We start from the raw sequence: 22,745 nt of genomic DNA, 5'->3' as shown, positions 1-22,745 counted from the left end.
CGTTTTTCTTAGTTCGGGATCAATGCGGGCACGATGGTCACGATCGAGGGGAAGAACCACAGGATCGCCAGCCCGACCACCTGGATCAACACGAACGGTATGATCCCGCGGTAGATATGGCCCGTCGTCACGCTGGCCGGGGCCACGCCGCGCAAATAGAACAGCGCGAACCCAAAGGGCGGTGTCAGGAACGACGTTTGCAGGTTCACCGCGATCATGATCGTCACCCACTTGGGATCGAAGGTGCCGCCATAGATGACAGGGCCCACGATCGGGATCACGATGTAGATGATCTCGAGGAAATCCAGCACGAAGCCCAGGATGAACAGCACCAGCATCACGATCAGGAAAACAGTGAACTCGTTATCGAACGACTTGAGGAACTGCTGGATGTAATGCTCGCCCCCGAACGAGATCACCACCAGGTTCAACAGCTGCGACCCGATCAGGATGGTGAACACCATCGAGGTGACCTTGGCCGTTTCGCGCACGATGGGGCTCAGGACCCCGCCCGTGAACAGCACCCAGGCGGCATAAACCAAACCGAAGGCGGCAAACAGGAAGGCAGCATAGGCAACGAAGAACCCGACCCAGCTTTCAAAGCTGACATCTGCATTGTTGATGCGCAGATCGAAGTTCATCCCCACCAGCAGCATCAGCACCACAGCGCCCGTTGCCCACAGGATGATCTTGCCGGATTTGTCCTGGTCCTGCAGCTTGCGATACGCCGCCAGCATAACGGCCCCACCAGCCCCCAGCGCCGCAGCGGGCGTCGGGTTGGTGATACCGCCCAGAATCGAGCCCAGCACCGCAACGATCAGCACCAGCGGCGGGAACACCACGCGGATCAGCTCGTTCTTGGCGCAACGAATGGCGGCCTCGCGACAGCCATACAGCGCAATCACCAGCGGGATCAGCATCAGGACCACCGACACTCCCGAGGACGTGGTTGGCTTGATCAGCACCATGTCCACCAGCGCCAGCAGCAGCAGCCCAATGGCCCCCAGGATCAGGGGTTTGGGATCAGACGACGGCGAGACCCCGCGCCCGATGATCAGGGTCAGGCCCAAAATGATGATGATCGTGGCGATCCCGGTCCCGATGGGGGCGGCATCCGCGATCTTCTGCTCGCGCAGCTCGGCGATTTGTTCGGGGGTCAGGCGTTCAGCCTGGGCCACACCGCCCGCTTGGTCGATGGCTTCTTGTTCCGCCACAGCCGCGTCCCATTTTTCCTGGCCGTGCAGCTCGATCATCGCGGCTTTACAGTCGTCGGACACATTGGTCCGCAGGCTGGCGGTTTGACCCGCATCCGAGAACCCGGACACCGAAATATCCTGGCTGCCCACGACATTCACCTGCCCCAGCAGCATCACACCCGCGATCAAAGCCACCGGCAGGCCGACAAACCAGGTAAAGCCCTCGCCCTTGCTGATGGGTTCTTCGCTGGTGGCGCCCATCTCGACGGCAGGCGCCTTGGACGGGTTGAACATCGCATAGCCGAACGCATAAAGCGCATAGAGCAGCGCCAGCATGATCCCCGGCAACATCGCCGCCTGGAACAGAGTGCCCACGGACACAACGGCCGGTTCGCCCAGATAGGTCAGCGCATCCGAACAGCCCGCCGCGACGGCGCGGCTTTCTTGCGCGGTCGAATACAGGTCACCCGCCAGCGTCCCCAGCAGAACGATCACGATTGACGGCGGGATAATCTGGCCCAGCGTGCCCGACGCGGCGATCACACCGGTGGACAATTCAGGCGAATAGCCATTGCGCAACATGGTGGGCAGGCTCAGCAGACCCATGGTCACAACAGTGGCGCCCACGATCCCGGTCGAGGCGGCCAGGAAGGCGCCCACAACCACAACCGATACGGCCAGACCGCCGGGCAGCGGGCCAAACACGCGCGCCATGGTGGTCAGCAGATCGTTGGCGATCTTGGACCGTTCCAGCGTGATCCCCATCAGCACGAACATCAGCACGGCCAGCAGAGTTTCGATGGATTGACCGGCCAGAACACGCTCGTTCATGCGGTTCACAACGAACGAGATGTTGCGATCCAGCGCGGTTTCCCAACCCTGCGGAAAGACCGAAACGGCCTCGCGCGGGAGATCCGGATATCGGAATATCGAGATCGTATCCGACTTGATCCCGGCATTGACCAGATCGCGATACGCCGCCGAGGACGTATCAATGGCTTGGTGGATCAGCAGGCCGGAACTGTCCAGCGCCGCGATGATCCCGAAGGAGATGACACCGGCCCCACCGATGGCAAACGCCACCGGGAACCCGGAAAGGATGCCCCCAAAGAGGCAGAGAAAGACGATGATCAGGCCGATCTCGACCCCATCTAGACCGAATAGCATATCTGCGTGCCCCTTACTTAATGCGTGCCTTCATAGGCTTCTTCACCCTCGCCAAGCGAATCCCGATCCAGGTGCTTGCCGATGCTTTCCTCGCCTTCGATGAATTCCAGGAAAGAGCGGTAGAAGAAGGCCACAGCGTGGATGAACACCATTGCGGCGAATGCGATCAACAGGACCTTGAACAGGAAGTATCCGTTGAACCCGTTGGGCGAGAAACCGATGGTTTCCACATTCCAGCGCAGCGCGCGGGATTTCATGACCAGCCGTTCAACCGAGTCACTGGCCGAGGGTTTGGGCACGATCAGGTGGCGCCACATGAAGAACCAGCCATACATCCAGACCAGCACCGCCATGGGCATCATGAACAACAGCGACCCCAGCATGTCCACCACCCGCTTGGCGCGGTGCGAAATGCCCGAATAGATCAGATCCACCCGCACATGGCCGCCCTGCACAAAAGTGTAGGTAACACACAGGCAAACGACCATCGCGTTATACAGCTTCAGTTCTTCGGCATACCAGCTGATGTCCATCTCCAGTGGGATGCCGAACCCGAACGCCATGTCAGGCCGGGCAAAGACACGCTGCATGAACACGATCACGATTTGCTGGAACACCATCAGCAGGCCCGCCCAGGCAAAGAAACGCCCGACCACGTTGGCAAAGCCTTCCAGCCCACGCACCATGCCCCACATGAAGTTGCGATAGTACAGACCGATCGCGGTCAGCACCAGGAACAGCGTGAATATTACAAAGAAGAACTCGACCGAGCCCCCGTAATAGACAAAGCGCATGATCGAGGCTTTGTCGCTCCAATCCAGCCATAGCTGCGGATGGGTGACGGCATAGCCGAAATTGTAAAAGGCAAGGCCGATATTCTGGATGACCCACCAGAGCCCCTCAAACAGGGCCCCAATGGCGGATGCGCCACTTTCTTCCTGCATGTATCCCCCGGAATGTTGCTTGCCGCCGTCTGACCCCGGTTCGGGTTTCTGTGGACTGGCAAGTGAAAAGCGATCCCCCGCGCGTGGCGGGGGATCAGGTTAGTGTCAAACGTCTGGATTAACCCAGCACGCGAGTACGTTGAGCGGTGTAGGTGCCCGACGACTGGGCCAGCCAGTTCGACGATGCTTTCATCGAGGACATCGCGCTGTCGTGGATCTTCTTGAACAGCTCGTCGCTCATGTTTTCGGCCAGAACCTCTTGCGAGGCTTTGCCGAACGCATCCCAAACGCTGTCGGGGAATTCCATGACCTTCACGCCGCCAGCCTGCAGACGCTGCAGGGCCGCACCGTTGTTGGCCAGGAACAGCGACAGGTTCCACTGGTGGGTTTCGGCGGCAGCGATCTCGATGATCTTCTGCTGGGCCGGGGTCAGGCTTTCGAACACGTCGCGGTTGGTCGCCAGCGACAGACCCGCGCCCGGCTCGTGGAAGCCCGCGGTGTAGTAGGTCTTGGTGATTTCCTGGAAACCAGCCTTTTCGTCCGCCCAGGGGCCGATCCACTCGGTGCCGTCAATCGCGCCCGAGGACAGCGCTTGGTACACTTCCGAACCGGGGATGTTCTGAACCGAAGCACCCAGTTTACCCAGGGCTTTGCCGCCCAGACCGGGCATACGGAATTTCAGGCCGTTGAAGTCTTCGGGGCTGTTGATCTCTTTCGAGAACCAGCCACCTGCCTGCGCGCCGGTGTTGCCTGCGATGAAGGATTTCAGGCCAAAGATCTGACCCAGCTCGTCATGCAGCTCCATGCCGCCGTCCTGGTAATACCAGTTCACCAGTTCCTGAGCGGTCATGCCAAAGGGCACAGCGGTAAAGAACGCATAGCCGGGGTGCTGACCCACAAAGTAATAGTCAGCAGCGTGGTACATGTCTGCCTGGCCCGAGGACACAGCGTCAAACACTTCGAAAGCACCCACCAGTTCACCGGCGGCTTTAATTTCGACATTCAGGCTGCCGTCGGACATGGTGTTGATCAGGTCAGCCGAACGCTGAGCGGCGTCAAACACGCCCGCCAGACCACGGCCCCACGAGGTCACCATGGTCAGGGTCCGTTTGCCCTGCGCATAGGCCGGTGCGGCCAGAGCGGTGGTCGAAGCGGCGGCCGCGCCACCCAGAGCAGACGTTTTTAGAAAAGAACGACGATCCATTATGTATCCTCCCAGATAGTTTTTCAGTCCGCCCCCTCAGGCAGACGGATCGTTTGAAGTTTGGTCAGGTTAGCTAGCCAATTCCGTATGTGAATACCTAGTACTACGTAGAATGCCGCATTTTTTGCCACAAATTGCGCCAGGCCCTCGCACAGCGGGTTTTTCGCAAAGATCATTTGACAGGAAAAAACCTCTCTGATCGGGACTCGCTTTGCTTTTGCGGCCAAGTTCTCGTATTCGATTCGGGTCATGTACTGGTTGCAGCGCCTTTTCCGACCCTCCTACGCCCAGAAGCTGTTTCTTCTGGCGACGGTCCCGTTGTTGGTGTCGGTTATTGTCATCGCGCTCTTGGTGTCCCACCAGTCCCGGGCCTTCGCCGAGCGCGAGATCCAAGCCCTGGAAGAGCGCATGCTGGCCGCCAAAAAGGAAGAGCTGCGCAACTATGTGACCCAAGCGCGCAACGGATTTTATCACATTTACGGCCTTGCGGCGCCCGACGATGAAGACGCCAAAGAGCAGGTTTCCCAGATCCTTGCCGCGATGATCTATGGCACCGACGGGTTCTTTTTCGTCTATGATTACGACGGCACAAATCTGGTCAGCCCGCGTCAGACCGAATTCATCGGCGCCAACTGGGCCGGTCTGAAGGACAGCGCCGGCACCCCGATCGTGGATCGGTTTATCGAGCTGGCGCGCCAGGGCGCGGGCTATCATCAGTTCCTGTGGGAGAAGCCCTCGACCGGGAAAGAGGCGCAGATGGTGACCTATGTGCTGGGCCTGCAGGATTGGCGGTGGGCCATCGGTACAGGGGTGTTTATCGACGATGTGAAGGCCTCGGTCGCGGCGGCACGGGCCGAAGTGGAACAGCGGGTCGAACGCACCCTGTTCAATATCGGCCTAATCACCTTTGCGGCACTGATGCTGGTGTTTATCTCGGGCATGGCGCTGAACATACGCGAACGGATGCTGGCGGATGCCAAGCTCAAGGAACTGACGCAACGGGTGTTTGATGCCCAAGAGGAAGAACGCGGTCGCGTTGCCCGCGAGCTGCACGATGGGATCAGCCAGATCCTTGTGGGGGTGCGCTATGCGCTGGATACAGCGCGCCGCCGCCTATCGCCCGAACAGGACGAACGCGGGCTGCAAATGCTGGATCGGGGCATCACCCATCTGTCCGGCGCCATCCAAGAGGTGCGCCGCATCAGCCGTGACCTGCGCCCCGGTGTTCTGGACGATCTGGGGCTTGGCCCTGCCGTAAAATCCCTGACCCAGGATTTCAGCGCGCGCACCGGGATTGAAACCTCTTTCACGACCGTGGTGTTTCGCAACCGTCTGGACCAGGAAAGCAAAATTGCGCTCTACCGTATCGCGCAGGAGGCCCTGACAAATGTCGAACGCCACTCGGGCGCGACCGAGGTTTCGGTGGACCTGCGCGGACATCGCACTGGCGCCACCCTGCGAATCTGGGATAATGGGCGCGGAATACCGCAATCCACGCAAGAGGATGGCGGCAAGGGAGGATTGGGCTTGCGCAACATGCAAGAGCGTATCGAGCAATTGGATGGGACGCTGTCCATCACCTCGGGGCGCCATGGCACTGTGATCGAAGCCAAGGTTCCCCTGTCGCACCTGTTGTCGCCGGAAGACACTGAAACGACAAAGAAAGCCGCTGAATGACCGCTCCTGTAAAGATCGTGATTGTGGACGACCATCCCATGGTGGCCGAGGGGATTCAGGCGGTGCTGGAATCCTATGACGATATCGAGGTGCTGGGCGCTCTGAAAACCGGGCGCGAGATCGTGGACCAGGTCGAGACCCTGCGCCCTGACGTGATCCTGATGGATTTGAACATGCCCGAGATTGGCGGTCTGACTGCCACCGAGATGATCCTGGAGCAAAGCCCCGACACCCGCATCCTGATCCTGTCGATGCATGACAGCCCGGAATATATTTCCTCGGCGCTCAGTCACGGGGCCAAGGGCTATGTTCTGAAGGACGTGCCCACCGAAGAGATCAAGACAGCCATTGATACGGTGATGCGGGGCGAGCGGTACCTGTGCACGGGCGCCAAGGGGTCGCTGCAACCCGAAGGGGACGAGCAGCGCGAGCAACTGACGGGGCGCGAACAGACGGTTCTGCTGCAACTGGCGCAAGGCAAATCCAACAAAGAGGTCGCGCTGGCGCTGGATATCTCGGTGCGCACAGTCGAAACCCACCGCAAGAATATCAAGCGCAAGCTGGGCATATCCTCGACCGCGGGCCTGACCCGCTATGCGCTGGAACACGGCGTGTTGCAGGGCACGGGTGTCAGTCTTTGATCACTTCATGGTCGCGTGGAACCGTTCACCCTGATTATTGGTAAATCTGGCGTCGACCCCGGTCTTTTTGATTTTGAACTGAAAGTATCCAGTGGGGATTTTCACCTTCAACTGACCGTTCAGTTGCTTGTGATACCGAAACTCGCCGCACTTGTCTGGGCCCGGCTTCTTTTTGTGATCAAAGCAGTATTCGAGCACCTTATCATTGATCACGGTCAGAGCCGTGAAGGCCCCGAATTCCCAGTTTCCGTCATATCGCTTGCCCATTTCAGCGCTGGCTGCTGTCGATATCAAGCCAAGGGTCAGGGCCGTGGCGAGGGTTTTGGCCAATGTCTGGGCCAGGGTCGTTTTCTGAAACACACTCAATCCTCCGAAGGAATAAGAGCCAGTTTAGAAGGTTTGAGTGTATTTTCTATCGTTAAGTGCAGATCTCTTTGGGGATTTAACCCAAAGGAGCGCGCCCTGACGGGCGCGCGCTGGTTATCTCGGCATTCGGCCTGACGGCCTGCTGCCTCGGGAATGGGGGCGCTGGCGCGCCCCCTGCGCTTGCCGATCGGTTAGCCGATCATTTCGCCATCTTTGCGCCAAACCGACACGACCGAAGAGCGCGGCTTGCCGTTGCCATCGGGCCATTGGCCGCCGGGGTGCTGCACGCCGACAAAGGCCACTTTTTTGTCCGCCGACCAGCACAGGCCGGTGACTTCGGCGCCTTTGGGGACGGTCATGAAGCGTGCGATCTCGCCGGTTTCGGGGTCACCCACCAGCATCTGGTTGTTGCCCATGCCGGCGAATTCGCCTTCGTTGTTGTCTTTGCCGTCGGTTTGGATCCACAGCTTCCCGTCGGACGAGAACGCCATGCCATCGGGCGAGTTGAACATGTTGCCTTCGTTGATGTTGGCCGAGCCCGCATAGGCGTTGTTGTAAACGGTCGGGTTGCCCGCCATCACATAGAGATCCCAGGTGAAGCTGTCCGAGGCGTGGTTTTCATCCGCCGGGGTCCAGCGCACGATCTGACCGTAGTTGTTGGTCTCGCGCGGGTTGGGGCCGTTGACGCTGATGTCATCGCCGCCCTTGTTGGGCTTCTTGCCGCGGTTCTTGTTGTTGGTCAGGGCGCAATAGGCCTCGACCTTCAGCGGGTTGGCGGCAACCCATTCGGGGCGGTCCATGGTGGTGCCTTTGACGGCCGAGGCACCCATGCGGGTGAAGGCCAGGATTTCAGCGGCGGACATGCCGGTGGTTTCCGGGGTCAGGGCCAGCCATTCGCCGGTCTGGTCGTCGTTGAACTTGGCCACATAAAGCGTACCGTCATCCAGCAGGCCTTCAGTGCTGCCACCGGTCGTGTAGGTGCCGGTCGAGACATAGCGGTACAGGTATTCGCCGCGCTCGTCATCGCCCAGATAGACCACGATACGACCGTCCTTGGCGTGGACCATTTCGGCGTTTTCATGCTTGAACCGGCCCAAGGCGGTGCGTTTCACCGGGGTGCTGGTGGGATCGGCGGGGTCGATCTCGGTGATGAAACCGTGGCGGTGAGGTTCGTTCGGCTCGTTCGAGATGTCGTAACGCGGATCGAACTTTTCATAGGCATAACGGCCTTCGCCACCGATGCCGTAACGCTTGTACCCGTCACCTGCGGGCATCTCACCGGTCGCGCCGAAGTAGCCGTTGAAGTTTTCTTCGCAGGTCAGGTAGGTGCCCCACAGGGTCTTGCCCGAGCCACAATTGTTCATGGTGCCCAGAACGGTGCGGCCTTCGGGATCGGCCTTGGTTTTCACCAGATCATGACCGGCCAGCGGGCCTGCCAGCACCATCTCGGTGTCATGCGTGATACGGCGGTTATAGGGGCTGTCGACGACGACTTCGTAGCCGTTACCGGTGTCGGCCACTTCCATCACGGTCACGCCTTGCAGGTTCTTCAGCAGCTTGACCTCGTCAGCGCTGCGCGGGGTGCCTTCGGCCTCGGCGGGCAGGTTCAGCTTTGGGCGCACATATTCCGAGTTCACGGCGATCAGCTGTTTGCCGTCCACTTCGAACAGCTCCATCCCGTCGGTGTTTTCACCAAACACCTTGTCGGACATGTCCACGGACACGCCGGTTTCGGGCGAATAGGCGCCCTCGGCTTCGGAAAACAGCGCGTCGCCCCAGCGGGTCAGGACCTTCCAGTCATAGCCTTCGGGCACGTGGATGTCATAATCGGTGGCGATGTCGATGGGCTGGAAGTTGAAGCCCTTGGTCATGGCCGCGGCGCTGTCAAACAGGCCCGAGCCAAACACGGCCGCGCCCGACCCAAAGGCCAGCGCACCACCCAGGAACCCACGACGCGAGATGGCGCGGTCTACAACGGCGTCAAAGCCGTTTTCCTCGGGGCGCGGATCGCGCATTTCGTCAAATTCATCCCAGGACAGGTCACTGCTGTCGTGCTTTTGCATGGCTAGCCTCTTTGTAGCTATGTGAGAAGGTCAGCGCGCTTTGAGGGGTCAAAGCGTCCGCCCTGAGAGGTCGTTTACTTTCGTGACAGGAGCGTTAACGAAAGATGAAACCTATCTAACAGCGCGAGAATGCACCGCATGTCGTCGCGTCACCCTGTCAGACACCCAGGAGATTCTGCTTAAATTCACCGCGGATATTCCGAAAATTTCCCCCAAACCTCTGCCCGCGCAACTTTCGCAAAGAATTTAGGGCAGAAATGTTCGCAAAGACCGCATTTTCGCGGTTGACGCTACTTCCTTGCGCTCCTAATGTCGCGCTCGCACGAAGGAGCCTTTTGATGACCACGCTAGTCGTAATCGTAGGTATATGGCGCATGGGCCGGTAACGGACACCATAACGGTACCCCATGCGCCCCCGACTGAACATCGGGGGCTTTTCTTTGGCAGATACAGTGACGTCGTAAACGGAGCAAACAAGATGACACGTCAAATGACCGGAGCGAAAATGGTAGTCCAAGCCCTCAAGGATCAGGGTGTGGACGTCGTATTCGGATATCCCGGTGGCGCGGTGCTACCGATTTACGACGAGATTTTTCAGCAAAATGACATTCGTCACATCCTGGTGCGCCATGAGCAAGGCGCCGTGCACGCGGCCGAGGGCTATGCCCGCTCGACCGGCAAACCGGGTTGCGTTCTGGTGACCTCGGGGCCCGGTGCCACCAACGCGGTGACCGGCCTGACCGATGCCTTGCTGGACAGCATCCCGATTGTGGTTCTGACCGGCCAGGTGCCGACCTTCATGATCGGTTCGGACGCGTTCCAGGAAGCAGACACCGTGGGCATCACCCGCTCCTGCACCAAGCATAACTGGCTGGTGAAGGAAACCGACGAGCTGTCCGCGACCCTGCACGAGGCCTTCCACGTGGCGACCTCGGGTCGTCCCGGCCCGGTCCTGATCGACATTCCCAAGGATGTGCAATTTGCCAGCGGTGAGTATACCGCACCCCAGAAAGTCGTGAGCAGCCGCTATCAGCCGCAGGTCAAGGGCGACATGGAAGCGATCACCGAGCTGGTCGCCGCCATCGAGACCGCCAAGAAACCTGTGTTCTACACCGGTGGCGGCGTGATCAACTCGGGCAACGCGGCCAGCCAACTGCTGCGCGAACTGGTCGAACAGACCGGCTTCCCGATCACCAGCACCCTGATGGGTCTGGGCGCTTACCCTGCCTCGGGCGACAAATGGCTGGGGATGCTGGGTATGCATGGCCTGTACGAGGCCAACATGGCGATGCACGATTGCGATCTGATGATCAACATCGGTGCGCGTTTTGACGACCGGATCACCGGCCGTATCGACGCGTTCAGCCCGAACTCGACGAAGGCGCACATCGACATTGACCCGTCCTCGATCAACAAGGTGATCCGTGTGGACATCCCGATTGTCGGCGATGTTGGCCACGTACTGGAGGACATCCTGAAGGTCTGGAAAGCCCGCGGTCGCAAAACTGACAAGGCAGCGCTGAGCGAATGGTGGAAACAGCTTGAGGCGTGGAAGTCGGTGAAGTGCCTGACGTACAATGGCTCGGACAAGATCATCAAACCGCAATACGCGCTGGAACGTCTTGAGGCGCTGACCAAGGACCACGACCGTTACGTCACCACCGAGGTGGGCCAGCACCAGATGTGGGCCGCGCAGTTCCTGGGCTTTGAAGATCCGAACCGCTGGATGACCTCGGGCGGCTTGGGCACCATGGGCTATGGCTTCCCGGCCTCGATCGGTGTGCAGATGGCGCATCCCGACAGCCTGGTGATCAACGTCGCGGGCGAGGCCAGCTGGCTGATGAACATGCAGGAAATGGGCACCGCCGTTCAGTTCCGCCTGCCGGTGAAACAGTTCATCCTGAACAACGAACGTCTGGGCATGGTGCGTCAGTGGCAAGAGCTTCTGCATGGCGAGCGGTACTCGCACAGCTGGTCCGAGGCCCTGCCCGATTTCGTCAAGCTGGCCGAGGCGTTCGGCGCCAAGGGCATCTATTGCGACAACCCCGATGATCTGGATGACGCCATCCTGGAGATGATCAACTATGACGGACCGGTGATCTTTGATTGCCTGGTGGAAAAGCATGAAAACTGCTTCCCGATGATCCCGTCGGGCGCGCCGCATAACGAGATGCTGATGGGTGACGCGAACACCCAAGATGCCATCGGCAACACCGGCGCCGTTCTGGTGTGATGAGCCCCGGGGGGCGCCTGTCCCCCGGCCCCTTAAAGGATAGAAAAGAAGAGAAACGATATGTCTGCTCTGCAAATCAAAAAAGGCTCGACCAAGCATTCCGCCTACAACCTGCGGCCCAACTTTTCCGATGTCAGTGAAAAACACACCCTGGCTGTCATCGTCGACAACGAGGCGGGGGTTCTAGCCCGCGTTATCGGACTGTTCGGCGCGCGCGGCTATAACATCGACAGTCTGACCGTGGCCGAGATTGATCACGCGGGCCATCGCTCGCGCATCACCATCGTCACCACCGGCACGCCGCAGGTGATTGAACAGATCAAGGCTCAGCTGGGCCGCATCGTGCCCGTCCACGAGGTGCACGACCTGACCGTCGAGGGGCCCTCGGTCGAGCGCGAACTGGCGTTGATCAAGGTTGAAGGGGGTGGCGACAAGCGTGTCGAGGCGTTGCGCCTGGCCGATATTTTCCGCGCCAATGCGGTGGACAGCACCTTGGAAAGCTTTGTGTTTGAAATCACTGGTACGCCTGAAAAAATCGACGCTTTCGCCGACCTGATGCGCCCTCTGGGCCTGGTCGAGGTTGCCCGCACGGGCGTGGCGGCGCTGTCACGCGGCGTCTGACCTGTCGGAGACAAATGAAAATGGGCCGGTGCATCGCCGGCCCTTTTCTGTTGTCTAATTCTGAAGCAATTCCAGATAATACGCCACGGACAGGATTTTGCCGCGGGTATAGATCGGGCCTCCATAGGGGCCAGGCGAGATCGCCTCGTCGTCGAAAACCGCGCCATAGACTGGCATCGGCCCACCATGGCCGCGCAGGCCAGTGCGCCCATCGATCACATGGATCACTTCGAGCATCGGGAATTTCCCGTCATTGCGCGCGCTGAGCGCAGTCAGATCAGGCACTTCGGCCGTGATCATCTCGGTCATCGGGCCGGTTCCGTCCCCTTTCAGACCGTGACAGGTTGCGCAATATTGTTCAAATGCGGATTGGCCCGGGTCTGTCATGTCGTCTGCAACCGCTAAGGTGGCGGTACAGGTCAGGGTGACTGCTGCGAGCGTGCTAAACTTCTGTCGCATGATCTTTCCTTCTCCTCCTAAGGTCAGAAAGACGCGGCACATCAAAGGGACACTGAACCAAACATTCCGCGTCCCTAATATGATATCGTTCGAGGTCGTTTTGTGCGTTGACCTGCGTCAACCCTGCTGGGTCGAAAGCAGGCGACAGAGATGCCAGGTGGCGTGTCCCAACAGCGGCAGCACGAAAAACAGGCCCAAAAAGCCTGGGATCATGGCGAAAAACGTAATCACAGCAATAAAGAGCGCCCAAGCCAGCATTGGAATCGGATTCTGAGCCACAGTTTGAAAGCTGGTGATCATCGCGGTGACGAAATCTACTTCGCGGTCCAGCAACATGGGCAGGCTCATCACTGTGATCATGAACAGCAACAGCGCAAACAAGGCACCGACCACGGTGCCAACCGCGAGCATCATCAGCCCGTTGGAGGTCAGATAGATTTCGAAGGATGATGACACATTCGTCATCGTACTCAGCCCCAAAAACAGCGCAAAGATCATATGGGCGATGAAGAACCAGAACAGGAACATGAAGATCACGATGGCGCAGATCGACGGAAGCTGGCGCTTGGATTGCAGCAGCACCACGCCGAAAATCTGATAGATGTCCATCGCGCGCTCTTGTTCGATCCGGCGGCTGACCTCATACAGACCCACAGCGGCGAACGGCCCGATCAACGGAAACCCCACCGCCGCAAAGATCAGCCAATAGCTTTTGCCGGTGACCAGCGTGATCCAGGCAAAGATCAGGCCCAGCCCCACATAGAACGACGCGAACACCAGCCCAAACCCCGGAGCACGCTTCATATCCGACCACCCACGGCGCAGGGCCTCTTTCAGCGTCTCAAAGCTCGCCTGCCCCATTTCTGGTGCGCCATGTTCCAATTCGTATGGCATTCACTCCTCCCAAAGCGATATATTCTTGTTTTTGAGTATGGGAGCGGGTTTTCGGACTAAAATCAAGCGTCAGGGTTGTTGCGGAGGCATTTTCTGGGGCCAAAGCGTGGCGCGATGATAGGCCTGCCCCAAATGCAGGACCGTATGATCCCCACGCGCTGCCCCGATCAGTTGCATGCCCATCGGCAGACCGGTGTCGCTGAACCCAACCGGAACCGACAGCGCAGGCAGTCCGATCAGGCTGGCCGGCACCATGACCTCCATCCAGCGATGATAAGTGTCCATCGGCGTGTCGTTGATCATGCTCGGATGGGTCTGCTGCGTGGGAAAGGGCCAGACATGCGCGCTTGGCAGTACCACGGCATCATAGGTTTCAAACATTCGAGCGGCGGCGCGGAACCACTCGGATCGCAGAACGCTGGCGTGATGGATCTGCATGGCGCTCAGCCCCAGACCGCTTTCGATCTCCCATTGTGCGGCGGGTTTTAAGCGCGCGCGGGTTTTGGGCTGCTCATACAGCGGCGCCAGTTTCGAGGCCACGGCGAACCAGCGCAAGGTCTGCCAACTGTCCCAGATTTTCGCGGCCGGAAAGGGCGGCGCGATCGGTTCAACACTGGCGCCAAGATCCTCGAACACGTTCAGCGCAGATTGGCAGAGCGACAGGATACCCGGCTCCATCGCGTAGGCCCCGCCCCAATCGGCCAGCCAGCCGATACGCTTGCCTTGGATCGGAGCATTCAGTCCCTCGGTGACCTTTGTATGTCCGACCCCAAAGGGCTGCCCCGGATCGCGCCCGGCCTGTACCTCTAGCAGCGCGGCGATATCGGCGGGCGAACGCCCCATCGGCCCGTTTGTCGCCAGAGTTTGCAGATACATATCGCCCAGAGCTTCGTTCGGGATGCGCCCCCAGGTGGGCCGCAACCCATAGACATTGCACCACGCGGCCGGATTGCGCAGGCTGCCCATCATGTCCGAGCCATCCGCGACAGCCAGCATCTGCGTGGCCAATGCCGCCGCCGCCCCGCCCGAGGACCCGCCCGCGCTGCGCTCCAGCTGATAGGGATTCAGCGTTGCGCCATAGACCGGATTATAGGTGTGGCTGCCCAGCCCGAACTCGGGCACATTGGTTTTACCGATGATCAAGGCCCCCGCCGCGCGCATCCGGGCGACATAGATGTCATCCTTTGGCGCCACCTGATCGGCAAAAACCGGCGAGCCCATCGTAGTCGCCAACCCCTGCGCATTCGCCAGATCCTTGATCGCAACGGGCATCCCATGCAGCCAGCCCTTGCGTTCGGAATTGTCGGCCTTTGCGGCCAGCCCCAGCGCCTGATCGGGGTCCAGCGGTGCGACGATGGCGTTTACATGCGGGTTCCAGGCGTCGATTTGGGCCAGGGTTGCGCGCATCAGCTCGACCGCGCTGATGTCTTTGCGCGCAATCATGCCTGACAGGCTTAGCGCGTCATTGTCCAGTAAATCACCCATTTGGCCTCCCACGCGAAACGGGCAGAGGTTGCCCCCTGCCCGTTCACGATTTCGCAAAAGCCGTTTGGGATCAATCCCCCAGCGGGTGCCTTATTCGTCCGAGTTCGCCTCGGCGCGCGATTTGCCAGACACCTGCATCGCCAGCGTGGCGGCCATCAGCCCGTCCAGATCGCCATCCAGAACGCCCGCGCTGTCCGAGGTTTCAAAGCCCGTGCGCAGGTCCTTGACCATTTGATAAGGCTGCAACACGTAAGACCTGATCTGGCTGCCCCATCCCGCGTCGCCCTTGGATTCGTGGGCGGCGTTGATCGCCTCGTTGCGGCGGTCCAGTTCCATCTGGTACAGGCGCGATTTCAGCGCTTTCATGGCGATATCACGGTTCTGGTGCTGCGATTTTTCCGAAGATGTCACCACAATCCCCGTCGGATTGTGGGTGATCCGCACGGCCGAGTCGGTAGTGTTCACGTGCTGACCGCCCGCACCCGAGGAGCGGTAGGTATCGATGCGGATATCGGCCGGGTTCACCTCGATTTCGATGTTGTCATCCACCACCGGATAGACCCAGACCGAGCTGAACGAGGTGTGCCGCCGTGCCGAGCTGTCATAGGGCGAGATTCGCACCAGCCGGTGCACACCGCTTTCGGATTTCAGCCAGCCATATGCATTGTGCCCGCTGATCTTGTAGGCGGCGGATTTGATACCGGCCTCTTCACCATAGTTGATCGACTGAAGCTCGACCTCGTACCCCTTTTTCTCGGCCCAGCGGACATACATCCGCGCCAGCATTGAGGCCCAGTCGCAGCTTTCGGTGCCACCCGCGCCCGAGTTAATTTCAAGGAATGTGTCCGAGCTGTCCGCCTCGCCATCCAGCAGGGCTTCCAGTTCTTTTTCGGCGGCTTTGGCGGCCAGGGACTTGATGGTTTCCTCGGCCTCGGCGACGACCTCGTCGTCCTCTTCCATCTCGCCCAGTTCGATCAGTTCGATACTGTCGTTCAGCTCGGTCTGGATGTCATTGTGACCGGCCACCGCGTCCAGCAGCGACTGACGTTCGCGCATCAGTTTCTGCGCGCCTTCGGGGTCATCCCACAAGGTCGGGTCTTCGACACGAGCGTCGAATTCTTCCAGCCGGTATTGCACGGTGTCCCAGTTCATGCGCTGACGCAACAGGGCCAGCGATTTCTCGATAGCTGCAACCGTGTTCTGAACTTCTGCGCGCATAGGAGGCCCCTGAATTTTTCGTTATCCGGCTTGGGTGATAGCCCAGCCCGCAGGCCGGGGCAAGCGGGCCTGCGTTTAATACAGCCCGCCCGAGGAAACAGACCCAAAGCTGGCCTTGGGCCCTACCACTGCGCGCTGGCCGGTCGAGGTCGTGACCTCTTGGGAATATTCCTGCACTTCGTCGATCAGAGGCAGGTTCGAACCCATGGCAAAACCACCGTCATAGGTAATACCAAAGATCGGCTCTTCGCCGTCGCGGAAATATTCGGCCACCACATGGGTGCCGCTGGCGTCATTGGCCAGGCGAGCCCCAGTATAGCGGTCGATCTTGATGAAGTGACCGCCATCCGGCACGCGGAATTTGCCGCCGCCGTATTTCTTGGTGGCCTTTTTCATGAACTCCTGGAACACCGGGCCGCACATGGTGCCGCCATAGGCCCCACGGCCCAGCGGACGCGGCGTATCCATCCCCATATAGCACCCGGCCACGATGTTGCTGGTGAAGCCGACAAACCAGACATCTTTGGATTCGTTGGTGGTGCCGGTCTTGCCTGCGGTGGGCACGCCCAGATTGATCACGCTTGATGCTGTACCGCGCTGAACCACGCCCTGCATCATCGAGGTCAGCTGATAGGCCGTGATGGCATCCATCACCCGTTCGCGGTTGCTGACGATATAGGGCTTGGTGCCGGGACTGAGGAAGCTATCGGAACAGTTGGTACAGGTCCGTTTGTCATGGCGATAGATCGTCTGGCCATAGCGGTCCTGCACGCGGTCCACCAGCGTCGGTTCCACCCGCTCGCCCCCATTGGCGAACATGGCGTAGGCGGCGACCATTTTGAACAGAGTGGTTTCCTCGGCGCCCAAAGAGTTCGCCAGGAATTCGCCCATTGAATTATAGACCCCGAAATCCTCGGCGTAATTGGCCACAACATCCATCCCGACCTCTTGTGCCAGACGGATGGTCATCAGGTTCCGCGACTGCTCGATCCCGGTGCGCAGCGGTGTGGGGCCATAAAACTGGTTCGACGAGTTCTTGGGCCGCCACAGACCTTGGGGCGTGTCGATTTCAATCGGGGCATCAATTACGATGGTGGCGGGGCTATAGCCGCTGTCCAGCGCCGAGGCATAGACGAAGGGTTTGAAGCTCGAGCCCGGCTGACGGTTCGCCTGCGTCGCGCGGTTAAAGACCGAGTGCTGATAGCTGAACCCGCCCTGCATGGCGATCACGCGGCCGGTGTTGACGTCCATCGCCATGAAACCACCCTGGATTTCGGGCACCTGGCGCAGGGTCCAGCGGATAAAGCTGCCATCGCTGTCCTTGGTCATCGCACGCACCAGAATGACATCGCCGACCTCGAACAGGTCGCTTGCGCGGCGGGCTTTTCGGGCCAGTTTGCCGTCTTCCAGCTGTTTGCGCGCCCAGGTCACGTCTTTGGCGACGATCCAATGGCCTTCGGATTCGTCTGGGACGCCCTCGATCCCGATGCGGGCGTCGTTCTTGCCCAGTTCCAACACCACGGCGGGATACCACTGGCCGTCCAGCACGATGTCGCGGGGCACTTCAGTCGCATCCAGGGCCGCGCGCCATTTGGCTTCGCTTGTCAGTTGGTCGGCGGGGATTTTCACGCCGGTGCCGCGCCAGACACCCCGGCTGCGGTCGTATTTTTCCAATCCACGACGCAGGGCGCTGGCCGCGTCCACCTGCATGTCAGGATCAATCGTGGCACGCACGGACAGCCCGCCCGAGAAGAACTCGCCCTCGCCGAATTCCTCGGACAGCTGGCGGCGGATTTCATCGGTGAAATAGTCGCGCGGCGGCAGCGCGGTGCGGAAGCTTTCGAAATCGCCATTCTGGACCGAGCGCAGCGGCTTTTCCTTTTCCGCCTCATAGGCTGCCTGCGAGATATAGCCGTTTTCAGCCATTTCCTTCAGAACGAAATTCCGGCGCGATAGCACACGTTGCTTGTTGCGCACCGGGTGGAATTTGCCTGGCGCCTTGGGCATCGAGGCCAGCGTGGCGGCCTCGTGCGGGGACAATTCGCCCAGGGTTTTGTTGAAATAGGTCTGCGCGGCCGCCGTCACACCATACGAGTTCTGACCCAGGAAAATCTCGTTCAGATACAGTTCCAGGATCTGGTCCTTGTTCAGGGTTTCTTCGACGCGGGTGGCCAGGATGATTTCCTTGATCTTGCGCTCGATCCGACGCTCGCCGCCCAGCAGGAAGTTCTTCATCACCTGCTGCGTAATTGTGGACGCGCCACGCACGCTTTGCCCGCGCGAGCGCACAGCCTCGATCGCGGCAGCGGCGATCCCGCGCGCGTCATAGCCCTTGTGGGTATAGAAGTTCTTGTCTTCCGCGCTGATAAAGGCGTTTTTCACCAGGTCCGGGATCTCGTCTGCCGGGGTAAACAGGCGGCGTTCCTTGGCGAATTCGTCGATGATTTGGCCTTCGCCCGAATAAATCCGGCTGATGGTCGGGGGTTTATACTGCGCCAGGCTTTCGTGGCTGGGCAGGTCCTTGCCATAGATCCAAAAGACCGCGCCAATGGACAGGGCCACAACCGTCAGCCCCAGCGTCACCGCCGTAAAGATCGACCCAAAGAAGGAAAGAATGAACCTGATCACCCAGCGCGCCCTTTTTCATGTTCTGGCGTCTCTATAATGATCACAGTCTGTAGCGTCAAAACAAGAAGCGTTGATCAGCGCGCGAGTTTCCGCTGTTTTCCTAATGTCTGGCCAGCGCACGCAGGTTGGCGTCGGCCTCCATCCAGGCGCGCAGCGCGTCGCGAATGGCCACCGAGGCATTCAGCCGCCAATTCTTGTCCAACAGGTTTTTCAGATCCCGTTTCGAGGACATAAAGCCGATCTCGAGCAGAACCGAGGGGATATCGGCCGATTTCAGCACCGAAAAGGACGCGTGTCGGATCGGCTTGTTGTTCACCGGCGTACGCCCGTTGCGCAGCCCCTGCACCAGATTCAGCGCCAGTTGATCCGCGCGCGGTTGGGTTTCCTGGCGGGCCAGATCCATCAGGATACCGGCGACCACGTCATCCTGACCGGACAGATCAACACCCGCCAGAATATCATCGCGGTCATGACGTTCGGCCAGTTGCTGGCTGGCCTCGTCGCTGGCGCTTTCGCGCAGCAGATACACGGTGGCGCCATGGGTATTGCCCTCGGCCAGCGCATCCGCATGCAAGGACAAGAACACATGCGCTCCGGCCTGATGCGCGATGGCGATACGCCGTTCCAACGAGACAAAGCTGTCATCCTCGCGCGTCAGAACCACCTCGAAACGGCCCGAGCGCACCAGGACCTCTTTCAGTTCCTTGGCGAATTTCAGGGCAATCGTCTTTTCCTGATGTCCCTGGCGTTCAGCCCCCGGATCAATTCCCCCATGACCGGGGTCCAGCACCACAACCAAGGGCCCATCCCCGCGATTTTGCGATTTCGCGACCGCGGCTGGCGGCGGCAGGTCCCAGCGCGGATCATAGGGCGCCCCGGCACGGGCGGCGAAATCCTCGGGCGTGACATCGGACAGCGCGACTTTCAGCCGGGCTTTGCTGGTTTGCGGATCGATTTTCATCTCGATCGTTTCGGGCAAGAGCGGATCAGCCAGATCAATCACCATGCGCGACCAACCGGGACGGAACGCGCCAAAACGCACATCCGAGGCGCGGTTGGCGTTCAACAACACGTCTTTGGACACGTTGGTCCAGTCGATCTCGCGAAAATCCAGCACCAGACGGCGCGGTTCATCCAGCGTATAGACTCGGTAGGGCACGCCCTGGGTCAGCGCCAGTTCCACCGACAGCCCCCCGCCCCAGGTATCGCGGATCTGAGAATAGCCCACATCCACGCGCGCCAGGCCGCTTAGCTCTTGCGCTTGCGTTTTGACTGGCAACAGGGCCAGCACCACCAAGAGTACCGATAATATACTGCGCATCCGCTCTTTCCGGCGTGTCTGTGCCTCGTTGAGGATAGGATACGCCAAGGGCGGGGCGCTGCCCAGCCCCCTGCCCGCCTCAATGCGCGAAAATCAGCCTCGGGTGGCCATATAGCGGGTCAGCCTGTCCAGACCTTCCACGATATCGGCTGTTGCGCGCGCATAAGAGAACCGCAACGTCCCCACCCCGCGCACCGGATCGAAATCCAGCCCCGGCGTGACAGCCACGCCCGCATGTTCCAGAATTTCGGCCGCCAGCGTTCGGCTGTCCTCGGTCAGGTGGCTGACATCGGCATAGACGTAAAAGGCCCCATCGGGTGGCGCGATCCTGTCAAACCCGGCCTTGGGCAGGCCCTCCATCATCAATTGACGGTTCTTTGCATAGATCGCGATATTCTGGTCCAGCTCGTCGGTGCACTCCATCGCGTGCAGCGCCGCGACCTGGCTGGCATGGGGTGGACAGATGAACATATTCTGCGCGATCCGTTCCACCAAACGCACGTGATCCTGAGGCACCACCATCCAGCCGACGCGCCAGCCGGTCATGCTGAAATATTTCGAGAACGAGTTGATCACATAGCACTCATCCGTGACCTCAAGCGCGGTCACGGCTTTCTGATCGTATTCGATGCCGTGGTAGATCTCGTCACTGATCAGGATCGTATCGCTGTCGGCACAGGCCTGCGCGATGGCGGTCATCGCAGCCTTGTCCAGCATTGTCCCCGATGGGTTGCCGGGCGAGGCAATCATCAACCCATCCAGCTTCAGATCGGCGAAATCGGCAGGCACGGGTTGCAGGCGGTTTTCATCGCTGGCGGCCAGGCCCACGGGCTCTAGATCCAGCGCCCGCAGGATTTGCCGATACGAGGGATAGCCCGGCTCGCCAACGCCCACACGGGCCCCGGCATCAAATAAGGCGGTAAAGGCCAGGATGAACGCCCCGGACGAGCCCGGCGTCACCACCACCCGGTTCCAATCCAGATCGACCCCGTACCATTGCGCGTAAAGCTGCGCGATGCGTTTGCGCAGCGCGGGCAGACCCAGGGCCACGGTGTATCCCAGCGACTGATCGGCCATCGCCTGCGTCAACGCCTGCCGCGCCCCGCTGGGCGCGGGCGTGCTGGGCTGCCCGACCTCCATATGGATAATGTGGCGGCCTGCCTCTTCTGCGGCGCGCGCGGCCTCCATCACGTCCATCACAATAAAGGGATCGACCTCGCCACGTCTTGAGTTTCGCATGTGTAGTTTCCTATGGTGCCGCAAGAGACGCCAATTCACAGCGAAACAGGACAATCGTCAATGCACCTGATGGGCCGTTTGGTCATTATTCCCCTGCTCTGCCTGATGATGGCCGTTCCTGCCCGAGCAGCCACGTTTCTGCGGGACGCGGATATTGAACATTCGCTGAACCAACTGGCCCACCCGATTTTGGCGGCGGCGGGGTTGTCGCCCAGCTCGGTGAAAATCGTGGTGATCAAGGACAGCGCCTATAATGCCTTCATCGTGGACCGGCGCCATATCTTCATCAACTCGGGCCTATTGCTGAAGATGCAAAGCGCCGCTCAACTGCAATCGGTACTGGCGCATGAGGCCGCCCATATCGCCAACGGCCACATCACCCGTCGGCATCAAAACGCCCTTGCCGCCAACACCATCGCCGGTCTGGGCATGGCGTTGGCCGCAGCGACCGCTGTGAGCACAGGCAATGGGGATGCAGCGGCTGGCCTGGGCATGGGGATCAATTCCACGGCCCAGCGGCTGTTCCTGTCTCATACCCGGGCCGAGGAAGCGGCCGCAGACTTGTCGGCCTTGCGATACATGATCTCGGCTGGGGTCAACCCCGAGGCCTTTTTGGAAGTGTTGGATATTTTTCGCGGTCAGGAAATGCTGTCGGCGGCGCATCAGGATCCCTATGCACGCTCGCACCCGTTGACCCGGGACCGCATTCGCGCGTTCAAGGCGCGGGTCACGGCGCTGAATGGCTTGCCCAAGCCCGACCCCAAGGCCGAATACTGGTACGCCCGGGCCCAAGGCAAGCTGTCGGCGTTTTTGCGCGCGCCCAGCTGGACGTTGCGCCGCGCGCCCAAAAGCCTGACCAAAGATATCCGCCTGATGCGAGAGGCCGCCGCCCATCACCGCCAACCCGACAGCAAAAAGGCCATCGCGACCGTGAATAAACTGGTGGCCCTGCGCCCCAAAGATGCCTTTGCGCATGACCTGCGGGGGCAAATCCTGCTGGAGTCGCGCCAGACCAAAGCCGCAGTTGCGGCCTTTCAAACCGCAGCCGATCTGGCCCCCAAGAACGCCCTTATCCTGGGTGGCTATGGCCGGGCATTGCTGGTTGCGGGCCAACACAAAACCGCGCGCAGCGTGCTGGAAAAAGCCCGTGCGCGCGATGCGACCAATCCCAGCCTGTTGCGCGATCTGGCCATGGCCTATGCGCAGCTTGGTCAAACCGGTCTGGCCTCGGTCGTGACGGCTGAACGCTATGCCCTGATCGGGCGCCCAAAGGATGCGCTGATCCATGCCAAACGCGCCGAGGGGCTGTTGCCCCGCGGCTCTGCCCCTTGGCTTCGGGCGCAGGATGTGATTTCTGCCTCGAAAGCCGCCGTAAACAAAAGGAATTGA

The 22,745-nt window shown here is 60.1% G+C and carries 17 protein-coding genes; 5 read left to right on the top strand and 12 right to left on the bottom strand.

Going from position 1 to position 22,745, the window contains the following annotated elements:
- Positions 1 to 8: 8 nt before the first annotated feature.
- The 3 genes from ACXADQ_RS15225 to ACXADQ_RS15215 form a co-directional block, all read right to left on the bottom strand.
- Complete coding sequence (locus tag ACXADQ_RS15225) at positions 9 to 2,363, bottom strand: TRAP transporter large permease (RefSeq protein WP_475322504.1); 2,355 nt, start codon at positions 2,361 to 2,363, stop codon at positions 9 to 11.
- Between the two features lie 17 nt (positions 2,364 to 2,380).
- Complete coding sequence (locus tag ACXADQ_RS15220) at positions 2,381 to 3,307, bottom strand: TRAP transporter small permease subunit (protein WP_475322500.1); 927 nt, start codon at positions 3,305 to 3,307, stop codon at positions 2,381 to 2,383.
- A gap of 118 nt (positions 3,308 to 3,425) precedes the next feature.
- Positions 3,426 to 4,511, bottom strand: coding sequence for a TRAP transporter substrate-binding protein (locus ACXADQ_RS15215; RefSeq protein WP_475322496.1), 1,086 nt, complete (start codon positions 4,509 to 4,511; stop codon positions 3,426 to 3,428).
- A gap of 249 nt (positions 4,512 to 4,760) precedes the next feature.
- Between ACXADQ_RS15215 and ACXADQ_RS15210 the strand changes: the two genes are divergently transcribed.
- Together ACXADQ_RS15210 and ACXADQ_RS15205 are read left to right on the top strand one after the other, a co-directional pair.
- Positions 4,761 to 6,188 (top strand): cache domain-containing protein, encoded by a 1,428-nt coding sequence (locus ACXADQ_RS15210; protein WP_475322492.1) that lies wholly within the window; start codon positions 4,761 to 4,763, stop codon positions 6,186 to 6,188.
- A complete protein-coding gene (locus ACXADQ_RS15205; protein ID WP_475322488.1) occupies positions 6,185 to 6,829 on the top strand; it encodes a response regulator transcription factor in 645 nt (214 codons plus the stop codon). Before ACXADQ_RS15210 ends, ACXADQ_RS15205 begins: the two co-directional genes overlap by 4 nt.
- Here ACXADQ_RS15205 and ACXADQ_RS15200 read toward each other — a convergent pair whose 3' ends face one another.
- Both ACXADQ_RS15200 and ACXADQ_RS15195 read right to left on the bottom strand, forming a co-directional pair.
- Positions 6,830 to 7,189: a hypothetical protein gene (locus ACXADQ_RS15200; RefSeq protein ID WP_475322483.1), complete on the bottom strand. Its 360-nt coding sequence runs from the start codon at positions 7,187 to 7,189 to the stop codon at positions 6,830 to 6,832. It lies immediately after the preceding gene.
- 197 nt (positions 7,190 to 7,386) lie between these two features.
- The gene (locus ACXADQ_RS15195; RefSeq protein ID WP_475322479.1) at positions 7,387 to 9,258 is read right to left on the bottom strand and encodes a PhoX family protein; all 1,872 of its coding nucleotides are present in this window, start codon (positions 9,256 to 9,258) and stop codon (positions 7,387 to 7,389) included.
- A 478-nt stretch (positions 9,259 to 9,736) separates the two neighbouring features.
- On the opposite strand from ACXADQ_RS15195, the gene ACXADQ_RS15190 reads away from it, so the two are divergent.
- Positions 9,737 to 11,491 (top strand): acetolactate synthase 3 large subunit, encoded by a 1,755-nt coding sequence (locus ACXADQ_RS15190; RefSeq protein WP_475322475.1) that lies wholly within the window; start codon positions 9,737 to 9,739, stop codon positions 11,489 to 11,491.
- Positions 11,492 to 11,551: 60 nt separating this feature from the next.
- Positions 11,552 to 12,112 (top strand): acetolactate synthase small subunit, encoded by a 561-nt coding sequence (gene ilvN / locus ACXADQ_RS15185; RefSeq protein ID WP_475322471.1) that lies wholly within the window; start codon positions 11,552 to 11,554, stop codon positions 12,110 to 12,112.
- 54 nt (positions 12,113 to 12,166) lie between these two features.
- Here ilvN and ACXADQ_RS15180 read toward each other — a convergent pair whose 3' ends face one another.
- The 7 genes from ACXADQ_RS15180 to ACXADQ_RS15150 all read right to left on the bottom strand — a co-directional run bounded on the left by ACXADQ_RS15180 (position 12,167) and on the right by ACXADQ_RS15150 (position 21,356).
- Positions 12,167 to 12,571 carry a c-type cytochrome gene (locus tag ACXADQ_RS15180; RefSeq protein ID WP_475322467.1) on the bottom strand — a complete coding sequence of 135 codons (405 nt, stop codon included), beginning with the start codon at positions 12,569 to 12,571 and terminating at the stop codon, positions 12,167 to 12,169.
- A gap of 117 nt (positions 12,572 to 12,688) precedes the next feature.
- The gene (locus ACXADQ_RS15175) at positions 12,689 to 13,465 is read right to left on the bottom strand and encodes a DUF2189 domain-containing protein (protein ID WP_475322463.1); all 777 of its coding nucleotides are present in this window, start codon (positions 13,463 to 13,465) and stop codon (positions 12,689 to 12,691) included.
- 69 nt (positions 13,466 to 13,534) lie between these two features.
- Positions 13,535 to 14,950: an amidase gene (locus ACXADQ_RS15170; RefSeq protein WP_475322460.1), complete on the bottom strand. Its 1,416-nt coding sequence runs from the start codon at positions 14,948 to 14,950 to the stop codon at positions 13,535 to 13,537.
- Positions 14,951 to 15,040: 90 nt separating this feature from the next.
- Positions 15,041 to 16,168: a peptide chain release factor 2 gene (prfB, locus tag ACXADQ_RS15165; RefSeq protein WP_475322455.1), complete on the bottom strand. Its 1,128-nt coding sequence runs from the start codon at positions 16,166 to 16,168 to the stop codon at positions 15,041 to 15,043.
- Positions 16,169 to 16,243: 75 nt separating this feature from the next.
- Complete coding sequence (locus tag ACXADQ_RS15160; RefSeq protein WP_475322452.1) at positions 16,244 to 18,796, bottom strand: penicillin-binding protein 1A; 2,553 nt, start codon at positions 18,794 to 18,796, stop codon at positions 16,244 to 16,246.
- 100 nt (positions 18,797 to 18,896) lie between these two features.
- On the bottom strand, positions 18,897 to 20,117 hold the full coding sequence (locus ACXADQ_RS15155) for an N-acetylmuramoyl-L-alanine amidase (RefSeq protein ID WP_475322449.1): 1,221 nt from the start codon (positions 20,115 to 20,117) through the stop codon (positions 18,897 to 18,899).
- Between the two features lie 93 nt (positions 20,118 to 20,210).
- Positions 20,211 to 21,356, bottom strand: a complete 1,146-nt coding sequence (locus ACXADQ_RS15150) for a pyridoxal phosphate-dependent aminotransferase (protein WP_475322445.1) — start codon at positions 21,354 to 21,356, stop codon at positions 20,211 to 20,213.
- Between the two features lie 60 nt (positions 21,357 to 21,416).
- On the opposite strand from ACXADQ_RS15150, the gene ACXADQ_RS15145 reads away from it, so the two are divergent.
- A complete protein-coding gene (locus tag ACXADQ_RS15145; RefSeq protein ID WP_475322441.1) occupies positions 21,417 to 22,745 on the top strand; it encodes a M48 family metalloprotease in 1,329 nt (442 codons plus the stop codon).

It is taken from the genome of Thalassovita sp. ABM4_323 (assembly GCF_056158665.1).
The sequence above is the reverse complement of the archived record's forward strand: the minus strand, read 5'-3'. Positions and strand labels throughout refer to the sequence as shown.